The 18,050-nt window shown below is 66.9% G+C and carries 14 protein-coding genes and 1 tRNA gene; 5 read left to right on the top strand and 10 right to left on the bottom strand.

What is annotated here, in order from left to right; genetic code table 11:
• Window positions 1-241: 241 nt before the first annotated feature.
• Both folD and DIE11_RS06255 read left to right on the top strand, forming a co-directional pair.
• Window positions 242-1,099 (top strand): bifunctional methylenetetrahydrofolate dehydrogenase/methenyltetrahydrofolate cyclohydrolase FolD, encoded by an 858-nt coding sequence (folD, locus tag DIE11_RS06260; protein WP_124622307.1) that lies wholly within the window; start codon window positions 242-244, stop codon window positions 1,097-1,099.
• Window positions 1,100-1,353: 254 nt separating this feature from the next.
• Window positions 1,354-3,441, top strand: a complete 2,088-nt coding sequence (locus DIE11_RS06255; protein WP_124622305.1) for a M3 family metallopeptidase — start codon at window positions 1,354-1,356, stop codon at window positions 3,439-3,441.
• A 63-nt stretch (window positions 3,442-3,504) separates the two neighbouring features.
• On the opposite strand, the gene dinB is transcribed toward DIE11_RS06255, so the two are convergent.
• On the bottom strand, window positions 3,505-4,710 hold the full coding sequence (gene dinB, locus DIE11_RS06250) for a DNA polymerase IV (RefSeq protein WP_124622303.1): 1,206 nt from the start codon (window positions 4,708-4,710) through the stop codon (window positions 3,505-3,507).
• Window positions 4,711-4,876: 166 nt separating this feature from the next.
• Between dinB and DIE11_RS06245 the strand changes: the two genes are divergently transcribed.
• A complete protein-coding gene (locus DIE11_RS06245; protein WP_124622301.1) occupies window positions 4,877-5,569 on the top strand; it encodes an aspartate/glutamate racemase family protein in 693 nt (230 codons plus the stop codon).
• An 82-nt stretch (window positions 5,570-5,651) separates the two neighbouring features.
• Here the strand turns inward: DIE11_RS06245 and DIE11_RS06240 are convergent.
• Window positions 5,652-5,728 (bottom strand) — tRNA-Met (locus DIE11_RS06240).
• Window positions 5,729-5,909: 181 nt separating this feature from the next.
• Between DIE11_RS06240 and xth the strand changes: the two genes are divergently transcribed.
• On the top strand, window positions 5,910-6,686 hold the full coding sequence (gene xth / locus DIE11_RS06235) for an exodeoxyribonuclease III (protein WP_221622450.1): 777 nt from the start codon (window positions 5,910-5,912) through the stop codon (window positions 6,684-6,686).
• A 27-nt stretch (window positions 6,687-6,713) separates the two neighbouring features.
• On the opposite strand, the gene DIE11_RS06230 is transcribed toward xth, so the two are convergent.
• From DIE11_RS06230 to glnA, 4 genes are all read right to left on the bottom strand, one after another.
• Window positions 6,714-8,840, bottom strand: coding sequence for a prolyl oligopeptidase family protein (locus DIE11_RS06230; protein ID WP_124622297.1), 2,127 nt, complete (start codon window positions 8,838-8,840; stop codon window positions 6,714-6,716).
• Window positions 8,841-8,919: 79 nt separating this feature from the next.
• On the bottom strand, window positions 8,920-10,449 hold the full coding sequence (ntrC, locus tag DIE11_RS06225) for a nitrogen regulation protein NR(I) (RefSeq protein WP_124622295.1): 1,530 nt from the start codon (window positions 10,447-10,449) through the stop codon (window positions 8,920-8,922).
• 46 nt (window positions 10,450-10,495) lie between these two features.
• On the bottom strand, window positions 10,496-11,638 hold the full coding sequence (glnL, locus tag DIE11_RS06220) for a nitrogen regulation protein NR(II) (RefSeq protein ID WP_059608424.1): 1,143 nt from the start codon (window positions 11,636-11,638) through the stop codon (window positions 10,496-10,498).
• A 161-nt stretch (window positions 11,639-11,799) separates the two neighbouring features.
• Window positions 11,800-13,215 carry a type I glutamate--ammonia ligase gene (gene glnA / locus DIE11_RS06215; RefSeq protein ID WP_059678739.1) on the bottom strand — a complete coding sequence of 472 codons (1,416 nt, stop codon included), beginning with the start codon at window positions 13,213-13,215 and terminating at the stop codon, window positions 11,800-11,802.
• A gap of 406 nt (window positions 13,216-13,621) precedes the next feature.
• Between glnA and DIE11_RS06210 the strand changes: the two genes are divergently transcribed.
• On the top strand, window positions 13,622-14,086 hold the full coding sequence (locus DIE11_RS06210; RefSeq protein WP_124622293.1) for a rhodanese-like domain-containing protein: 465 nt from the start codon (window positions 13,622-13,624) through the stop codon (window positions 14,084-14,086).
• Window positions 14,087-14,223: 137 nt separating this feature from the next.
• On the opposite strand, the gene DIE11_RS06205 is transcribed toward DIE11_RS06210, so the two are convergent.
• The 4 genes from DIE11_RS06205 to DIE11_RS06190 all read right to left on the bottom strand — a co-directional run bounded on the left by DIE11_RS06205 (window position 14,224) and on the right by DIE11_RS06190 (window position 17,955).
• Window positions 14,224-15,039 carry a molybdopterin-binding protein gene (locus DIE11_RS06205; protein ID WP_124622291.1) on the bottom strand — a complete coding sequence of 272 codons (816 nt, stop codon included), beginning with the start codon at window positions 15,037-15,039 and terminating at the stop codon, window positions 14,224-14,226.
• The gene (locus tag DIE11_RS06200; RefSeq protein WP_124622289.1) at window positions 15,036-15,863 is read right to left on the bottom strand and encodes an EI24 domain-containing protein; all 828 of its coding nucleotides are present in this window, start codon (window positions 15,861-15,863) and stop codon (window positions 15,036-15,038) included. Before DIE11_RS06200 ends, DIE11_RS06205 begins: the two co-directional genes overlap by 4 nt.
• A gap of 111 nt (window positions 15,864-15,974) precedes the next feature.
• Window positions 15,975-16,949: a sterol desaturase family protein gene (locus tag DIE11_RS06195; RefSeq protein ID WP_124622287.1), complete on the bottom strand. Its 975-nt coding sequence runs from the start codon at window positions 16,947-16,949 to the stop codon at window positions 15,975-15,977.
• Window positions 16,950-16,965: 16 nt separating this feature from the next.
• Window positions 16,966-17,955 (bottom strand): beta-propeller fold lactonase family protein, encoded by a 990-nt coding sequence (locus DIE11_RS06190; RefSeq protein ID WP_059608430.1) that lies wholly within the window; start codon window positions 17,953-17,955, stop codon window positions 16,966-16,968.
• Window positions 17,956-18,050 lie beyond the last annotated feature (95 nt).

Below are 18,050 nucleotides of genomic sequence, written 5' to 3'. Positions count from 1 at the left end.
GTTGCGCGGCCGCGGGGCACCTGCCCCGCCGGCCGCCCCACCGCACGACTGCGCCGCGCGATGCGGCCCGCTCGCACGGCACGTGCCCGGCGCCGCCTCCCGGGGCGCCGGCACTGCCGCCATGACGCTTTCCTTGTATTCGCTGTCGGACGACGGCAGGCGACCGGTATAATTGCGTGCTTTGCTGCGGCGTTTCGTGCGCCGCACGCCCGCATTCCAACTTCCCGGCAAAACCACCACCATGACAGCCCTCCTCATCGACGGCAACGCCCTTTCGAAGACCTTGCGCGCACAGGCCGCCGAACGCGCCGCCGCCCTGACCGCACGCGGCCACCAGCCTGGTCTCGCGGTGATCCTCGTCGGCGCGAACCCCGCGAGCGAAGTCTACGTGCGCAACAAGATCAAGGCGTGCGAGGACAACGGTTTCTTCTCGCAGAAGGATGCGTACCCGGACACCCTGTCGGAAGCCGACCTGCTCGCGCGCATCGACGAACTGAACCGCGACCCGAAGATCCACGGCATCCTGGTCCAGCTGCCGCTACCGAAACACATCGACAGCCACAAGGTGATCGAGGCGATCGCGCCGGAGAAGGACGTCGACGGCTTCCACGTCGCGAACGCCGGCGCGCTGATGACGGGCAAGCCGCTGTTCCGCCCGTGCACGCCGTACGGCGTGATGAAGATGTTCGAGGCGCATGACATCCCGCTGCAGGGCGCGAACGCGGTCGTGATCGGCCGCTCGAACATCGTCGGCAAGCCGATGGCGATGCTGCTGCTCGAAGCCGGCGCGACCGTGACGATCTGCCACAGCAAGACGCGCGACCTCGCCGCGCACACGCGCCAGGCCGACATCGTGGTCGCCGCGGTCGGCAAGCGCAACGTCCTGACGGCCGACATGGTCAAGCTCGGCGCGACGGTGATCGACGTCGGCATGAACCGCGACGATGCGGGCAAACTGTGTGGCGACGTCGACTTCGCCGGCGTGAAGGAAGTTGCCGGTCACATCACGCCGGTGCCGGGCGGTGTCGGCCCGATGACCATCACGATGCTGCTGATCAACACGATCGAAGCCGCCGAGCGCGCTGCCGCGGCCGCCTGAGCGCCGCCCGATTGCTCTGCCCGCCCAGCCGGCGCGCATTCGCGCGCCGGCGTCTCGCCGGTCGCCCGCCGTGGCCGCGCCGTCGCACTGAATTCCCCCGTATCCGACCCCGTACCGAGCGCATCCAATCGCGTCGTTAGAAACTAACGATTGGAAAGCGCGCGATGCGCCCCAATAATGTCGGTATCGGGCGCCGCCGCATCGCGCCTCACCCTTTTCACCCCGGTTCATCCGGCAACAGACAGGGAGTCTTAATGTCCGCCAGCGCCAACACCAATCCGCTCCTCGATTTCTCCGGCCTGCCCCGCTTCGGCGAGATTCGTCCGGAACACGTGACGCCCGCGCTCGACACGCTGCTCGATGCCGCCAACCGCGCGGTCGACACCGCGAGCGCGCCAGCGACGCCGGCGACATGGGCCGCGATCGTCGAGACGGTCGAGCAGGCGACGGAGCCGCTCGGGCGTGCATGGGGCGTCGTCGGCCACCTGAACGCGGTCGCCGATACGCCGGAGCTGCGCGCCGCCTACGGCGAAAACCTGCCGCGCGTGACCGAGTTCTGGTCGAGCGTCGGCCAGAACCTCGCGCTGTACGAGAAGTACAAGGCGATCGCCGCGAGCGCCGAATACGCGACGCTGTCCGCCGAGCGCAAGAAGATCCTCGACAACGCGCTGCGCGATTTCCGCCTGTCGGGCGCCGAGTTGCCCGAGGACCAGAAGCCGCGCTTCGCGGAACTGCAGGAGCAGCAGGCCGCGCTGTCGAAGGCGTTCTCCGACCACGTGCTCGACGCAACCAACGCGTATGCGTATTTCGCGCACGACGAAGCCGAGCTGGCCGGCCTGCCGGGCGACGCGATCGAAGCGGCCCGCGAAGCCGCGCAGAAGGAAGGCAAGGAAGGCTGGAAGTTCACGCTGCACTTCCCGTCCTACTTCCCGGTACTGCAGTACGCCGAGAACCGCGCGATGCGCGAGACGCTGTACCGCGCGTATGCAACCCGCGCATCGGAACTCGGCCCGCAGTACGGCGGCGGCAAGGCCGAGTGGGACAACACGGCGATCGTCGCCGACGAACTGAAGCTGCGCCGCGAAGAAGCGCAGATGCTCGGCTACCGCAACTTCGCCGAAGTGTCGCTCGCGCCGAAGATGGCCGAATCGCCACAGCAGGTGATCGCGTTCCTCGAGGATCTCGCGACGCGCGCGCGACCGCACGCTGACAAGGACTGGGACGAACTGCGCGCGTTCGCCGCGAAGGAACTCGGTCTGGCCGAGCTCGCGCCGTGGGACGTCGCGTTCTCGGCCGAGCGGCTGCGCCAGCAGCGCTACGCGTTCTCGGAAAACGAGGTCAAGCAGTACTTCCCGGAACCGGCCGTGCTGAAGGGCCTGTTCACGGTCACCGAAACGCTGTTCGGCGTGCGGATCAAGCCGGACGACGCACCGGTGTGGCACAAGGACGTGCGCTTCTTCCGCGTGGAGAACCGCGACGGCTCGCTCGTCGCGCAGTTCTATCTCGACCTGTATGCACGCGAAGGCAAGCGCGGCGGCGCGTGGATGGACGATGCGCGTGCGCGCGCGAAGCGCGGCAACGCCGTGCAGACGCCGGTCGCGTACCTGACCTGCAATTTCTCGGCGCCGGTCGGCGGCAAGCCCGCATGCTTCACGCACGACGAAGTCATCACGCTGTTCCATGAATTCGGCCACGGGCTGCATCACATGCTTACGCGCGTCGACGAACTCGGCGTGTCGGGCATCAACGGCGTCGAATGGGATGCGGTCGAATTGCCGTCGCAGTTCATGGAAAACTTCTGCTGGGAATGGGACGTGCTGTCGTCGATGTCGTCGCACGTCGAGACGGGCGCCGCGCTGCCGCGCGAGCTGTTCGACAAGATGATCGCCGCGAAGAACTTCCAGAGCGGTCTCGGCACGCTCCGCCAGATCGTGTTCTCGATGTTTGACATGCTGCTGCACGTCGACTTCGACCCGGCCGGCACGACCGGCGTGAACGCGTTCGCGCGCGAGATCAACGAGCGTTACCACGTGATTCCGCAGGCGGCGTTCTCGCGCTGGCCGAATACGTTCAGCCACATCTTCGCGGGCGGCTATGCGGCCGGCTATTACAGCTACAAGTGGGCCGAGGTGCTGTCGGCCGACGCGTACGCGGCGTTCGAGGAAGCGGCTGCCGCGAGCGGCAGCGTGCTCGACGCGGCGACCGGCACGCGCTATCGCCGCGAGATCCTCGAAGTCGGCGGCAGCCGGCCGGCGATGGATTCGTTCAAGGCGTTCCGCGGCCGCGAGCCGGAAATCGACGCGCTGCTGCGCCACAACGGGATGGCGTCCCCCGCGCACTGAGCATGCCCTGCCCGGCTCGTCCGCCTGCATCGAAAGGCACCGCTTCGGCGGTGCCTTTTTTCATCATGGTGCCGGCGTTTCGCCGCCTGCTTCGTCCGTGTTGTCGGTGTTGAGGTCGGCCTCGTCGTCGAACAGCGAAAACTGCCCGTGACGCTCGGCCGTGCCCTCGTCGATGCGCACGCCGACGCCGAGCAGCCGCACCGCCTGCGCGCGCCGCTGCAGCCCCTTCGCGAGCAGCGTGACGGCCGTCTGCGCATTCGTCGCGTCGGCCACGCACTCGACCGTCGTGCGCTGGAAATCCGCGAAGCGGATCTTCACGTACAGCTTGCGTATCGTGCGGGCCGCGCCCGCGCGCGCGATCCGCGCGTCGAGCTGCACGACCAGGCGACGAATCTCGTCCGCGCATTGCTCGAGCGTCGTCAGGTCGGTCACGTAGGTCGTCTCGACGCTGACCGACTTGCGCTCCTGGTCGGCCTGCACGGGCCGCTCGTCGATTCCGCGCGCGAGCTGATACAGCCGCCGGCCGAATGCGCCAAACTCGCGATGCAGATCGATCAGCGACCAGTCGCGCAACTGAGCGCAGGTCTGGATGCCGAGCCGGTCGAGCCGCGTGGCCGTCACCTGCCCGACGCCGTGCAGCTTGCGCACCGGCAACGCCGCGACGAATGCGTCGACCTCATGCGGACGCACGACGAACAGGCCGTCGGGCTTGTTCCAGTCGGACGCGATCTTCGCGATGAACTTGTTCGGCGCGACGCCCGCCGACACCGTCACGCCGACCGTGTCGTACACGCGCCGGCGAATCTCCCGTGCAATCAGCGTCGCGCTGCCCTGGCACAGTTCGGAACCGCTGACGTCGAGGTACGCCTCGTCGAGCGACAGCGGCTCGACGTCACGCGTGTAGTCGCGATAGATCGCCATGATCTGCCGCGACGCCGCGCGGTACTTGTCCATCGCGGACGGCAGGATCAGCAGGTCCGGGCACTTGCGCATCGCCAGCGCCGACGACATCGCCGAATGCACGCCATAGCGCCGCGCCTCGTAGTTGCAGGTCGCGATCACGCCGCGCTGGTCGGGCCGGCCGCCGACCGCGAGCGGCCGGTTGCGCAGCGACGGGTCGTCGCGCATCTCGACCGACGCGTAAAAGCAGTCGCAGTCGCAATGGATGATCTTGCGCACGCGTGACGGTGCGTCGCCGGGTGGCGGCACGCGCGGATCGGCAGGCGGGATGATGGTCGGATTCACGGTGCCAATACTGTACAAAAACACAGTGCCCGTTTCAACTGTCGCGTGATGTCGCGTTCGGTCGCCTCCGCGCAGTTCCGGCACGTTCCGGCGGCACCGTACCGGTCCGCTTCGCGCGGATCGTACCGCCGCGCGCAAGGACCGCCCCCTATACTCGTCTGCCACAGTTCAAGAAACGCACGGGTGACGGATGAAGACGATCGGACTGATCGGCGGGATGAGCTGGGAATCGTCGGCGGAGTACTACCGGATGATCAATCGCCATTCGAAGGCGCTGCACGGCGGCCACCACAATGCGATGAGCGTGCTGGTCACGGTGGATTTCGCGGAGATCGAAGCATTGCAGCGCGCGCAGGACTGGGCCGCGCTCGGTGAACGGATGGCCGATGCCGCGCGCCGGCTCGAAGCGGCCGGCGCCGATCTCGTCGTGCTGACGACCAACACGATGCACCGCGTGCACGACGCGATCGAGGCTGCGGTGGCGCTGCCATTCCTGCACATCGCCGATCCGACCGGCACCGCACTGCGAGCAGCGGGCGTCGAGCGCGTCGCGCTGCTCGGCACGCGCTACACGATGGAACTGCCGTTCTATACGGAGCGTCTGCACGACAAATTCGGCCTCGACGTGCTGGTGCCGGACGAATCCGCGCGTAGCGACGTGCACCGGATCATCTACGACGAGCTGTGTCATGGCGTCATCGATGCCGAGTCGCGCGCGACCTACGTAGCGATCATCGACGAACTGGCGAAACGCGGCGCGCAGGCGGTGATACTCGGCTGTACGGAAATCACGCTGCTGATCGGCGCAGACGATTCGCCGCTGCCGGTATTTGATACGACCGCGCTGCATGCGAAGGCGGCGGTCGAGTGGGCGGCGGGCTGAAAACAAAAAACCCGGCACGAGGCCGGGTTCCTGTCGACGAAGCGCGCATCGGTCACTTGCGCTGCACATCGTCTGGTGTGCTTGGTTGCGGGGGTAGGATTTGAACCTACGACCTTCGGGTTATGAGCCCGACGAGCTGCCAGACTGCTCCACCCCGCGTCAGAGAAATAAATTATAGGGTGATGAAGTACTCACGTCAACACTTTTGTCACAATTTCTTTGCAGGTCGTCGATCACGCGATGCATCGCCCCTGCTTCGCGCCGCGCGTCGCGCGCGTTCGCGCCCCTTGCTCGCGGTAAGATGGCGGCCTTCGCATTCACCCCGCACGCATTCCCGTTCATGAAAATCGCCACCTGGAACGTCAACTCGCTCAACGTCCGCAAGCAGCATGTGCTCGACTGGCTCGCGCAAAGCGGAACCGACGTGCTGTGCCTGCAGGAACTGAAGCTGCCCGACGAGAAGTATCCGCGCGCCGATCTCGAGGCTGCCGGCTACCGCAGCTGGTTCGCGGGCCAGAGGACCTACAACGGCGTCGCGATCCTCGTGCGCGACACGCTCGCCGTCGACGAATCGGACGTCGTGCGCAACATCCCCGGCTTCGACGATCCGCAGCAGCGCGTGATCGCCGTGACGGTCGACGGTGTGCGCATCGTGTCCGCCTATTTCCCGAACGGCCAGGCGCCCGACTCCGACAAGTTCGTCTACAAGATGCAGTGGCTCGACGCACTGCATGCGTGGCTGGCCACCGAGATGCAGCGCTACCCGAAGCTCGCGCTGCTCGGCGACTACAACATCGCGCCCGAAGACCGCGACGTGCACGACCCGGCGAAATGGGAAGGCCAGAACCTCGTGTCGCCGCAGGAGCGCGCGCACTTCGCGAAGCTGATCGAGCTCGGCTTCGTCGATGCGTTCCGCCGTTTCGAACAGCCGGAGAAGACCTTCACGTGGTGGGACTACCGGATGTTCGCGTTCCGCCGCAACGCGGGGCTGCGCATCGACCACGTCCTGCTGTCGCCGGCGCTCGCCGCCACCTGCACGTCGTGCGAAGTCGACCGCGTGCCGCGCACGTGGGACCAGCCGTCCGACCACACACCTGTCGTCGCGATCGTCGGCTGAGCCCCTTGCCTACTCTCACGCGCGCGCTCAACCGCGCGCGGGCGCGGGCCCGAGATGGGCCCATAGGAAACCGAACTCCGCCGCATCCGATTCGGCGCGCTCCAGATCGTCGGCACTGCCGTGGCCGCCGTCGGTGTTCTCCCAGTACCACACCCGTTCGTGGCCGAGCGCATGCATGCGCGCGGCCATCTTGCGCGCATGCGCCGGATGCACACGGTCGTCGCGCGTCGACGTCGTCAGCAGCAGCGGCGGATACACGACACCTTCGCGCACGCGGTGATACGGCGAGTACGCGGCGAGCGCCGCACCCTCGCGCGAATCGTCCGGATCGCCATACTCGTCGAGCCACGCGGCGCCCGCGTGCAGTTTCGGATAGCGCCGCATGTCGAGCAGCGGCACGCGGCACAGCACCGCGCCGAACAGTTCCGGACGCTGCACCATGCAGGCGCCCACCAGCAGCCCGCCGTTGCTGCCGCCCTCGATGCCGAGTTGCGCGGCCGTCGTCACGCCGGTGCGGATCAGGTCCTCGGCCACCGCGATGAAGTCGTCGAACGAGCGCTGCCGATGTTCGCGCTGCGCGTCGACGTGCCAGCCCGGCCCGAATTCGCCGCCACCACGGATGTGCGCGAACGCCGCGACACCGCCGCGTTCGAGCCACGCAATGCCGAGTGCATCGCTGTAGCCGGGCAGGTTCGGAATCGCGAAGCCGCCATAGCCTGACAGCAGGCACGGGCGCGCGACGCGGGCGCTGCCGTCGGCGCAATCCGTCGCATCGCGCGCATCGAGCGCGTCACGCGGCCCGATCAGCGTGTACGGCACCATCGTGCCGTCGCGCGAACGGGCATTCGCGCGACGCACGACGAGCCCGGCCGCATCGAACCGCACCGGCGGCCGATCGAGCAGCACGCGGCGCGACGGCGCATCGGCCGCGCGATCGGCCAGGTCGGCGAGCCAGCATTCGGGCGGATCGAGATAGGTATCGACGTCCACGTACACGTCGTCGTTCAGCGTCGACTCGACCGGCTCGACGTCGATCTGCGCATCGCCCGGCCAGTCGAACGGCCGCGCGTCCCACGTCCATGCGCCGTCCTCGCCCTGGCGCGGCTGCCACAGCATCGTGCGGTTGTGCACGTCGTCGAGCCAGCTCGCGATCAGCATCGTGCGCGTGTGCGTCCACGTGCAGGCGGACGTCGACGGCCGCGGCGCGAACAGCGTCGTGAGCTCGCGCGACCCTGCCAGGAACGCCTGCTCGCGGATCGCGAGCAGCGAGCCGCCCGCGTGATGCACGCCGCCGCAGTCCCAGTCGAGCCGCGGCTCCAGCACGAGCCAGCCTTCCCAGAAGCCGACCTCGACATGCGTCGGCACGTCGTAGCGCACCCACTCGCCCGCGTCGGTCAGCCAGTACGCGTGTGCGTCGAAGAAATCCACGTTGCGCCACGCGACGTGACGGCCATCGATCGGGTCGAACCACGCGCCGGCGCTGATGTCGTCGGGTTCGCCGCGAAACACGACCGGCGCATCGGCGAGCGGCGTGCCGCGTACCCAGCGGCGCGCTTCGTACGGATAGCCGGCCGCGGTCGCATGCGCTTCGCCGCGATCCCAGCTCACGTAGACGGTATCGCGGTCGATCCAGCCGACCGTGTGATGCCCCGGCTCGTCGATCGTGAAACCGCCGTCGACGAAACGACGCTGCACGAGATCGAACTCGCGCACGACGACGGCGTCGGCACCGCCCGGCGACAGCGACAGCAGCGCGCGGTCACCGTCGGGATACAGGATTGCGTCCTGCTCGAACACCCACGACTCGCCCTCTTGCGCGCCGAGCGCGTCGACGTCGAGGAGCGTTTCCCACTCGGGCCGGCCGGCGCGCCAGTCGTCCCAGCGCGCGCGGCGCCACAGTCCCTTCGGATGGAGATCGTCCTGCCACAGGTCGTACGCCCAGTCGCGCCAGCGGGTCGGAATCACCGGGCGTTCGCGCGGCAGATACGCTTGCGCGAGCCGCGCGGTGAGCGCGCGATACGCATCGTCGTCGCGCAGCGCGATACGCGTGCGCGCGTTCTGCTCGTCGACCCACGCGCGGGCGCGCTTGCTGTCGAGCGCTTCGAGAAAACGGAAGGGATCGGCCCCGGCGGGCCAGCGGAAGGAATCGGACATGACGGAACGCACCTGACGGCAAACCGCGATTATGTCCGATCGCGGCATGCGCGACACCCGCGCATGCCGCGATAGAGGCTTACGGCTCCAGATGCAGTTCCTGGATCTTGCGCGTGATGGTGTTGCGGCCGATGCCGAGCCGCTCCGCCGCCTCGACCTTGCGGCCGCGCGTGAAGTCGAGCGCCTCGCGAATCACGGCCGCTTCGAAGCGGCGCGCGAGCTCGTCCATCACGTCGGACGAATTCTCGCGCAGCAGCCGCGCGACTTCGGTGCGCAGCCCGCTTTCCCACATCGGATAGCCGGCCGGCGCACCGTTCGGCGCGGCCGCGACGGGCGCCGCCGTCAACGGCACGCCACCCGCCGCCAGCTGCGCGCGCGCCGCGTCGCCCGCAACGCCGCCGCTCATACCGCCGGGCGCATCCGCGCCATCGGCCATCGCGGTCACCGTTGCGCCTGCCGGCACGAGGTCGGGCGGCAAGTCCTTGATCTCGACCGTCTGCGCCGGCGCCATCACGGTCAGCCAGTTCGCGAGGTTCTCGAGCTGCCGCACATTGCCGGGAAACGGCAACGACGTCAGATACGCGAGCGCTTCGTCCGACACGCGCTTCGGCTCGACGCCGAGATCGCGTGCACTCTTCTGCAGGAAGTGGCGCGTGAGGAGCGCGATGTCCTCGCTGCGTTCGCGCAGCGGCGGCAGCCGCAGCCGAATCACGTTGAGCCGGTGGTAAAGGTCCTCGCGGAACAGCCCCTGCCGCACGCGCGCCTCCAGATTCTGATGCGTCGCGGCGATCACGCGCACGTTCGCGCGCAGCGGGTTGTGGCCGCCGACGCGATAGAACTGGCCATCCGACAGCACGCGCAACAGGCGAGTCTGCAGATCGAACGGCATGTCGCCGATTTCGTCGAGGAACAGCGTGCCGTTCTCGGCCTGCTCGAAGCGGCCCTGGCGCGTCGTCTGCGCGCCGGTGAACGCGCCGCGCTCGTGGCCGAACAGTTCGGACTCCAGCAGATCCTTCGGAATCGCCGCGGTGTTCAGCGCGATGAACGGGCCGTTCGCCCGCGGGCTGTGACGGTGCAGCGCCCGCGCGACGAGTTCCTTGCCGGTGCCCGATTCGCCGGTGATCAGCACGGTCGCGGCCGAATGCGACAGGCGGCCGATCGCGCGAAACATGTCCTGCATCGCGGGTGCCTGGCCGAGCATCTCGGGCGCCTCGGCGATGCGCTCGTCCTGCGGCGCACCGCCGCGCAGGCTCTCCTCGACCGCGCGGCGAATCAGCTCGACGGCCTTGTCGACGTCGAACGGCTTCGCGAGATATTCGAACGCGCCGCCCTGGAACGCCGCGACGGCGCTGTCGAGATCGGAGAACGCCGTCATGATGATGACGGGCAGGCCCGGCAAGCGCTCGTGCATCGCCTGCAACAACTCGAGGCCGGAGCCGCCCGGCATCCGGATGTCGGACACGAGCACCTGCGGCGTCTCGTGGTCGAGCGCGGCCAGCGCGTCGCGCACGTTCGCGAAGCTCTTCGTCGCGAAGCTGTCGCGAGCGAGTGCCTTTTCGAGCACCCAGCGGATCGATTGGTCGTCGTCTACTATCCAGATCGGCTTCATAGGTCGGTCAGGTATGGGTGAATCCGGTGAATCGCCATGCCGTCGCTCAGTGATCGAGCGGCAGCAGGATCTGAAATTCGGTACGGCCGGGCCGGCTCTCGACCTCGATCATCCCGTCGTGCTGCTGCACGAAGGTCTGCGCGAGCGTGAGACCGAGGCCGCTGCCGTCGTCGCGCCCGGACACGAGCGGGTAGAAGATCCGGTCGCGGATCTCCTCCGGAATGCCGGGCCCGTTGTCGACCACGTGCAAGTCCAGTGCCAGCTTGTACAGGCGCTTCGCGATCGTCACCTTGCGCGCGACGCGCGTGCGCAGCTCGATCTTCGCGTCGCCCTGCGCGATCCGTTCGCGCAGCGCCTGCGCGGCGTTGCGCACGATGTTCAGCAGCGCCTGGATCAACTGCTCCTTGTCGCCGCGCAGGTCCGGCACGCTCACGTCGTAATCGCGCTCGATGGAGAGCCCGCGCGGAAATTCCGCGAGCATCACCGCGCGCACGCGTTCGCACACTTCATGAATGTTGACGTCGCCGACGATGTGCGGATGCCGATGCGGCTCCAGCAACCGGTCGACGAGCGTCTGCAGGCGGTCGGACTCCTTGATGATCACCTGCGTGTATTCGCGCAACTCGCCGCGCTCGCGCTCGCTCAGTTCGAATTCGAGCAGCTGGGCTGCGCCGCGAATGCCGCCGAGCGGGTTCTTGATTTCATGCGCGAGGTTGCGGATCAGTTGCTTGTTGACCGCGGTCAGGTCGTGGATGCGTTCCTCGCGATCGGTGCGCGACTGCCGTTCGTTCTCGAACAGCTCGACGAGTACGAAATCGGGCGCGGTCTCGAGGAAGCCGACGATCGCATGCACGTGCAGCGGTTCTCGGCCGGGCCGATCGAGCACGGTATCGAGATGCGTCGCGTGAAAGCGCTCCTCGCCGATCGCGGTGATCGTCGACGCGAGCTCGTTCGCGTTCGGGAAAATCTCGCCCCACGGCCGCTGCGCGAGCTGCCGGCGCGAGATGTCGAGCATCGCCTCCGCGGATGGGTTCGCGTACGCGACCCGCAGCGTCTTGCGGTCGAGCACGATCACGACCGTCGGCAGCGCTTCCAGCCCCGCAAGCAGGCCCGAGCGCGTGAGCCGCTCGTCTTCCGTCAGTCGCTCGGGCTGCCCCGTCTTCGCCTTGATCAGATTCTTCAGAGCCATCGTGCGTGTCGTCGCGCCTCACCGGGTCGAAAAATGGAAATGCTCGGAACAAAAAAGGGACGGCTGGACGCCGTCCCCTTTCAGACTCCGCGGTTCCCGCCGCAAGCCGCGCGACGGGAACGAACCGGCATGACGGCGCTGAATCGAAGCGCCATCGCCGATTACAGCGAGTAGTACATCTCGAACTCGATCGGATGCGTCGTCATGCGGAACTTCGCCAGCTCCTGCTCCTTCAGCGCGAGGTATGCATCGATCATGCCGTCGGTGAACACGCCACCGCGCGTCAGGAACTCGCGATCCTTGTCGAGCGCTTCCAGTGCCTGGTCGAGGCCTGCGCAGACGGTCGGGATCTTTGCATCCTCTTCCGGCGGCAGGTCGTACAGGTTCTTGTCCGCGGCTTCGCCCGGGTGGATCTTGTTCTGGATCCCGTCGAGGCCGGCCATCATCAGTGCCGTGAAGCACAGGTACGGGTTCGCCATCGGATCCGGGAAGCGCGTTTCGATACGGCGGCCCTTCGGGTTCGACACGTGCGGAATGCGGATCGATGCCGAACGGTTACGCGCCGAGTAAGCGAGCTTGACCGGTGCTTCGAAGTGCGGGACCAGACGCTTGTACGAGTTCGTCGTCGGGTTCGTGATCGCGTTCAGTGCACGGGCGTGCTTGATGATGCCGCCGATGTAGAACAGCGCCAGTTCCGACAGGCCGGCATAGCCGTTGCCCGCGAACAGGTTCTGGCCGTCCTTCCAGATCGACTGGTGAACGTGCATGCCCGAACCGTTGTCGCCGACGACCGGCTTCGGCATGAACGTCGCCGTCTTGCCGTACGAGTGCGCGACGTTATGGATGATGTACTTCGACCATTGCGTCCAGTCCGCGCGCTGCACCAGCGTCGAGAACTTCGTGCCGATTTCGTTCTGGCCCTGGCCCGCCACTTCGTGGTGGTGCACTTCGACCGGGATGCCGAGCTGTTCGAGCAGCAGGCACATTTCCGAACGCATGTCCTGGAACGTGTCGACCGGCGCGACCGGGAAGTAGCCGCCCTTCGTGCCCGGACGGTGGCCCGTGTTGCCGCCTTCGAATTCCTTGCCTGCCGACCACGGTGCTTCTTCCGAGTTGATCTTCACGAAGCAGCCCGACATGTCCGTGTTCCACTGGACCGAGTCGAAAATGAAGAATTCCGGTTCCGGACCGAAGTAGGCCGTGTCGCCGATGCCCGTGCTCTTCAGGTACGCTTCGCCGCGCTTCGCGAGCGAACGCGGATCGCGCTCGTAGCCCTTGCCGTCGGCCGGCTCGACCACGTCGCAGGTCAGCACGAGGGTCGACTCTTCGTAGAACGGGTCGATGAACGCAGCGCTCGGGTCCGGCATGAGCAGCATGTCCGACGCCTCGATGCCCTTCCAGCCGGCGATCGACGAGCCGTCGAATGCATGACCGCTTTCGAACTTGTCTTCGTCAAACGCCGAAACCGGCACCGACACGTGCTGTTCCTTGCCGCGCGTATCCGTGAAGCGGAAATCGACGAACTTGACGTCCTCGTCCTTCACGAGCTGCATGACGTCGGCGACGGTTTTACTCATAACCTCTTCTCCTGATTGAACAATTCCGGCGGACTGGGAACCGCCTCGTTTATCGAGCTGCCCGGAGTCTGGCTTTGGCGCAGCGCGCCCCGGGTCGACCGAATTCTATATAGCAGCAACCGTGCCAGCCATGCACAGAAGCGACATGAATCGCGCCAGCCCGCGCCACGGCAGGGCCCAGCTGCGCGATTCCGGGGCCGGGCGCCGCATCGGCGATCGCCTGACCGCACCTCCATGGTGCAAATGGCGAAGCACGCCGATGCCATGGAATCATTCTGGTGCATGCGTGCCATTCTGCACTTTTTTGGTGAACACGTGGGCGGTGCATACCCTGCCGGACAAGCGGACATCCGCGCGGCGGCACCGCGCTAGAATGATTGTTTGACCGATACGGAGACCTCCTGCCATGAGTACGCTCGACCAGCTTTACGCGAAGGCCGAAGAACGCCGCGCCCAGGGCGCGCTCCCCTATGCCGGCGCACTGCTGCCGGTCGAGGCTTTCGAACTGCTGCAGCTCGACCCGTCGGCACGCCTCGTCGACGTGCGCACCCGCGCCGAGCTCGACTGGATCGGCCGCCCGCTCGTCGGCGACGGCCAGTACCTGCACCTCGAATGGACGCGCTACCCGGGCGGCGTGCCGAACGCCGAATTCGTCGATCAGCTGAAAGCGGCCCTCCCGGCCGATACGCCCATCCTGTTCCTGTGCCGCAGCGCCGCGCGCTCGAAGCTCGCCGCGGTCGCGTCGACGCAGGCCGGGTTCACGAAGGCCTTCGATCTGCTCGAAGGCTTCGAGGGCGGCAAGGATGCGGAAGGCCACCGCAAGACGGTCGACGGCTGGTGCTTCCGGAAACTGCCGTGGATCGGCGCCTGACGGCGCATCCGCCGAAGCACGCCCGATTGCGACATCGTCGAGGCGGGCGATGACATCCCGATGACGGGCCGCGTTGCGCGGCCCGTGGTTTTTGCGCGGCCTCTCCGCGGCCCGCATCGGTAACCGATGCGCGGCCCTCAGGCGCGCGGCACGTCCGGCTCGACCACGTCGCCACCGAGCAGGTGCACGCCTTCGCGCAGCTTCACGAACGCGGCCGCGACCGCCTCCGGCTCGCCCTTCACGCCGAGATCGATATGCCGGCGCGCGTAGATCCCGCCGCGCTCGGCGTCGCCCACGCTTGGCAGGCTGAACACGCGCACGCCCGGAAAATCGCGCTCGATCCTCTCCATCAGCGGCGTGAGCGTCGATTCCGGCAGCTCGAACACGTACAGCGAGCGCTCCGCGTGCGGCGTCGCGTGATGGAGATGCCCGTACTTCGTGTCGAGCACCCATTCGATCATCGGCCACGCCATCACCGGGAAGCCCGGCACGAAATGGAGATCGCCGACCGAGAACCCGGGAATCCGGTTGTAGCCGTTCGGGATGATCGTCGCGCCCGCCGGGAACACGCCCATGTTGAAGCGATGCTGGTTTTCCGGCGATTCGAAATCGACTGGCCTGGCCGGATCGGTGTGCGTCTCGCGGATTCGCTCCGAGATCAGCGCCTTTGCTTCCGGGTGCAGCTCGAGCGGCACGCCGAGCGCGGCGGCCGCGCACTGGCGCGTGTGGTCGTCCGGCGTCGCGCCGATCCCGCCCGTGGAGAACACGATGTCGCCGGACGCGATCGCGCGAGCGAGCGTGGCGGTGATCCGCGCCGGATCGTCGCCGACGTATTCGGCCCAGTCGAGCGCGAGGCCGCGCGCGCCGAGCAGCTCGATGACCTTGGTCAGGTGCTTGTCCTGCCGGCGGCCCGAAAGGATTTCGTCGCCGATGATGATGATGCCGATGCTCATGCCTGCCCCATGTCGATTGCGGTGGCGCGCGAACTCGCGCGCAGGTCGTCCAGCGCGCGCAGGCAATAGTGCCCGAACCACAGCGCCGAGAAGACGAGGATGAAAGCGTAAACCCAGATCATTGCCGCCGCCACGAACGGAAACAGCACCATCATCCAGACCGACGACACCCACACGAAGGTGGGCACGGTACCGAGCAGCCCCGTCGCGACGCCGATGCCGATCAGCGGCCAACGATGCTGCCGCACCAGCGCACGGCGCTCGTCGCGGCTCGCGTGCTGCGCGAGCGCGTCGTAGGTCATCACGCGGTAGGTCAGCCAGCCCCAGATCACCGGCGGCAGCAGCGCGAAGAACGGCGGAATCAGCCACAGCGGGATCGTGACGACCAGCAGCACGACGCCGACGACGGCCGCGCCGAGCGAATTGAACACGCTGCCGAAGAACGTGCCGCCCCGCTTCGCCTCGAGCGTAGCGAACTGCCGGTTCGACAGGTGCTTGATCACGACCGGCATCGAGATCGTCGCGATCAGCAGCAGCACGGTCAGCACGATCAGCGGAATCGCGAGCGAGACGACGACGAACGGCGCGACGACCGCATGCAGCTGCGACATCCCGACCGCGTCGAACATGCGGTACAGCACGGCCGTGAGCACGAAGCCGTCGAGCGCACCGCGCGCGGCATCGATCAGCGTCTGCCACGAGAACCACAGCACGACGCCCCACAGCAGCGCCGAGACGACGAACGGCATCAGGGTGAGCCACAGCATGCGCGGGTGCAGCGCGCTGACGAAGGCCCGGACGAAGGAGCGCAGCAAGTCGTTCATGCGAACCTGTATCGACGATGAAAAACGGGGAAAGGATAAACCACACGGCCCGCATGCGCCAAAGCGCATGCGGGCCGTGCAGGAGAGCCGTTCAACGGGAAAGCGACGGGGTCAGGCCGACGCCGCGCCACGCTTCGCGGGAACGAGGCGCCGGAAGATGCGCACGAACGCGAGGCCGTGCTGCGCCCAGAAGCCGTCGCCGTAGGACACGCCTTCGACCTGCTCGCGGATGCCGGTCGGCTCGACCGTGCGGTTCCACGACGCGGTGCCGAACATCATGTCCCACCACGGGAACAGCACGCCGAAGTTGCACCCGTACTTGGTGCCTTCGTGGCCGTAGCCGACCGCGTGGTGGCGCCGGTGGAAGGTCGGGCTCACGAGCAGGCGCTCGCCGAGCCAGCCGAACGACAGCCGCGCATTCGTATGCTGGATGCTCTGCATGAAGTTCGTGACGGCGGTCAACACGACGAACTGCGACGGCGTCACGCCGATCACGAGCGCGATCGCCGCGAAGAAGCACGACTGGATCACGTTGTCGAGCAGGTGGTTGCGGTCGTCGCACCACAGCGACATCTGCCGCTGGCTGTGATGTACCGCGTGCAGTTCCCACCAGATGCCGAACTTGTGCTGCCAGCGGTGATACCAGTAGCCGGCGAAGTCGAGCACGACGAGGTAGATCGCGAACGCGACGATCGGCCGCGAGGTCACGCCCGGCCACAGATAGTCGAGGTTGACGTTCGCGACGCCGTGCAGGCGCAGCCATGCCTGGAAGCTGTCGAACACCGGCTGCAGCGCGAAGAAGAAGAACAGCGTATAGATGCCGAGCTTCGAGATCGCCGTATAGATCACGTCGACCCGCACCGCGCGGCGGTTCTGCCAGCGCTCGACCGGCAGCAGCGCCTCGAGCGGGCGCAGCAGCGCGAACATCAGCACCATCTGCAGCGCGCCGATGATCACCCAGTACAGCGCGTCGTAGGTGTCCTCGTCATAGCCCATCAGGTTGAACTTGAAGAGGAGCGGCTGCACGACATCGACGTACAGCCAGGTCTGGATGTCCGACACGAACGCATCGATCAGGTGCAGCATCGCTCGCCTCCGCCCGTCACGCGCCGTTCGCAGCCTTCCACGGCGCGCGGTCGTAGAAGTAGATCCCGTGCGGCGAACGGCCGACGGCGATCGTCTGCACCAGCTTGCGCGATGCGAGATCGATGATACCGACCTTCTTCGCGAAACGGAACGTCACCCACAGCGTCTTCTTGTCGGCGGACAATTCCATGTCGTCCGGCCCCGGCAGCAGGCCGGTGATGTCGCCGACGTTGGTGAGCGTGTTCTCGTCGATGATGCTGATCGTGTTCGCGACCCGGTTCGTGACCGCGACGTGCGTGCCGTCGGCAAGCGAGCGGAAGTTGTGCGCGCCGTTGCCCGTATGGATCTGCTTGACGACCTTCTGGTTGCGCCAGTCGACCACCGCGACGTAATCCGCGCCGGTCATTCCGACCAGCAGGAACTTGTCGTCCGGCGTGAGCCACAGGCCCGCCGGCACCTTGCCGACCTTCATCTTCCACTTGACCGTCTGCGTCGGCAGATCGATCGCCGCGATCTCGCCGGACACCTGCAGCGACACGAGCAGCGTCTTGCTGTCCTTCGTGAATGCGAGGTGGCTCGGCATCACCGCGAGCGGCACGCGCTTCGCGAGATGCACGTCGTGGCCGTCGTAGCTGTAGATGTCGACGCGGTCGAGCCGCAACCCCGCCGCCGCGAACCACTTGCGGTCGGGCGAGAAGCCGAGCTGGTACGGATCGTCGATCCCCTCGACGGTGCGCTGCAGCTTGCCCGTCTTCGGATCGAGGAACATCAGGCTGTTCGAGACCGAATTCGCGACGATCAGCGACGAATTGTCCGGCGTCGCCATCAGATGGTGCGGTTCCTTGCCGGTCGGCAGCGTGGAAACGACTTCGCGGGTCTGCTGGTCGATCAGGGAAAGCGTCGCCTCGGCCGAATTGAGGATGATCACGTTATTCGCGTGTGCGGCGGGCGCCAGCACGGCGGCGGCCAGCGCAAGCGTGCGGCCGAAGGAAAGGAAAGTGCGCATGAAGACTCACGTCGTGGAACAGCAGTCATTGTAGAACGCTCGGCAGGCCCCACCGGTTGACCTAAGGCGGCATTGCGCCACTTCGACGCAGGTCG

Source organism: Burkholderia sp. Bp9012 (genome assembly GCF_003853825.1).
GTDB lineage: Bacteria > Pseudomonadota > Gammaproteobacteria > Burkholderiales > Burkholderiaceae > Burkholderia > Burkholderia diffusa.
The sequence above is the reverse complement of the archived record's forward strand: the minus strand, read 5'-3'. Positions and strand labels throughout refer to the sequence as shown.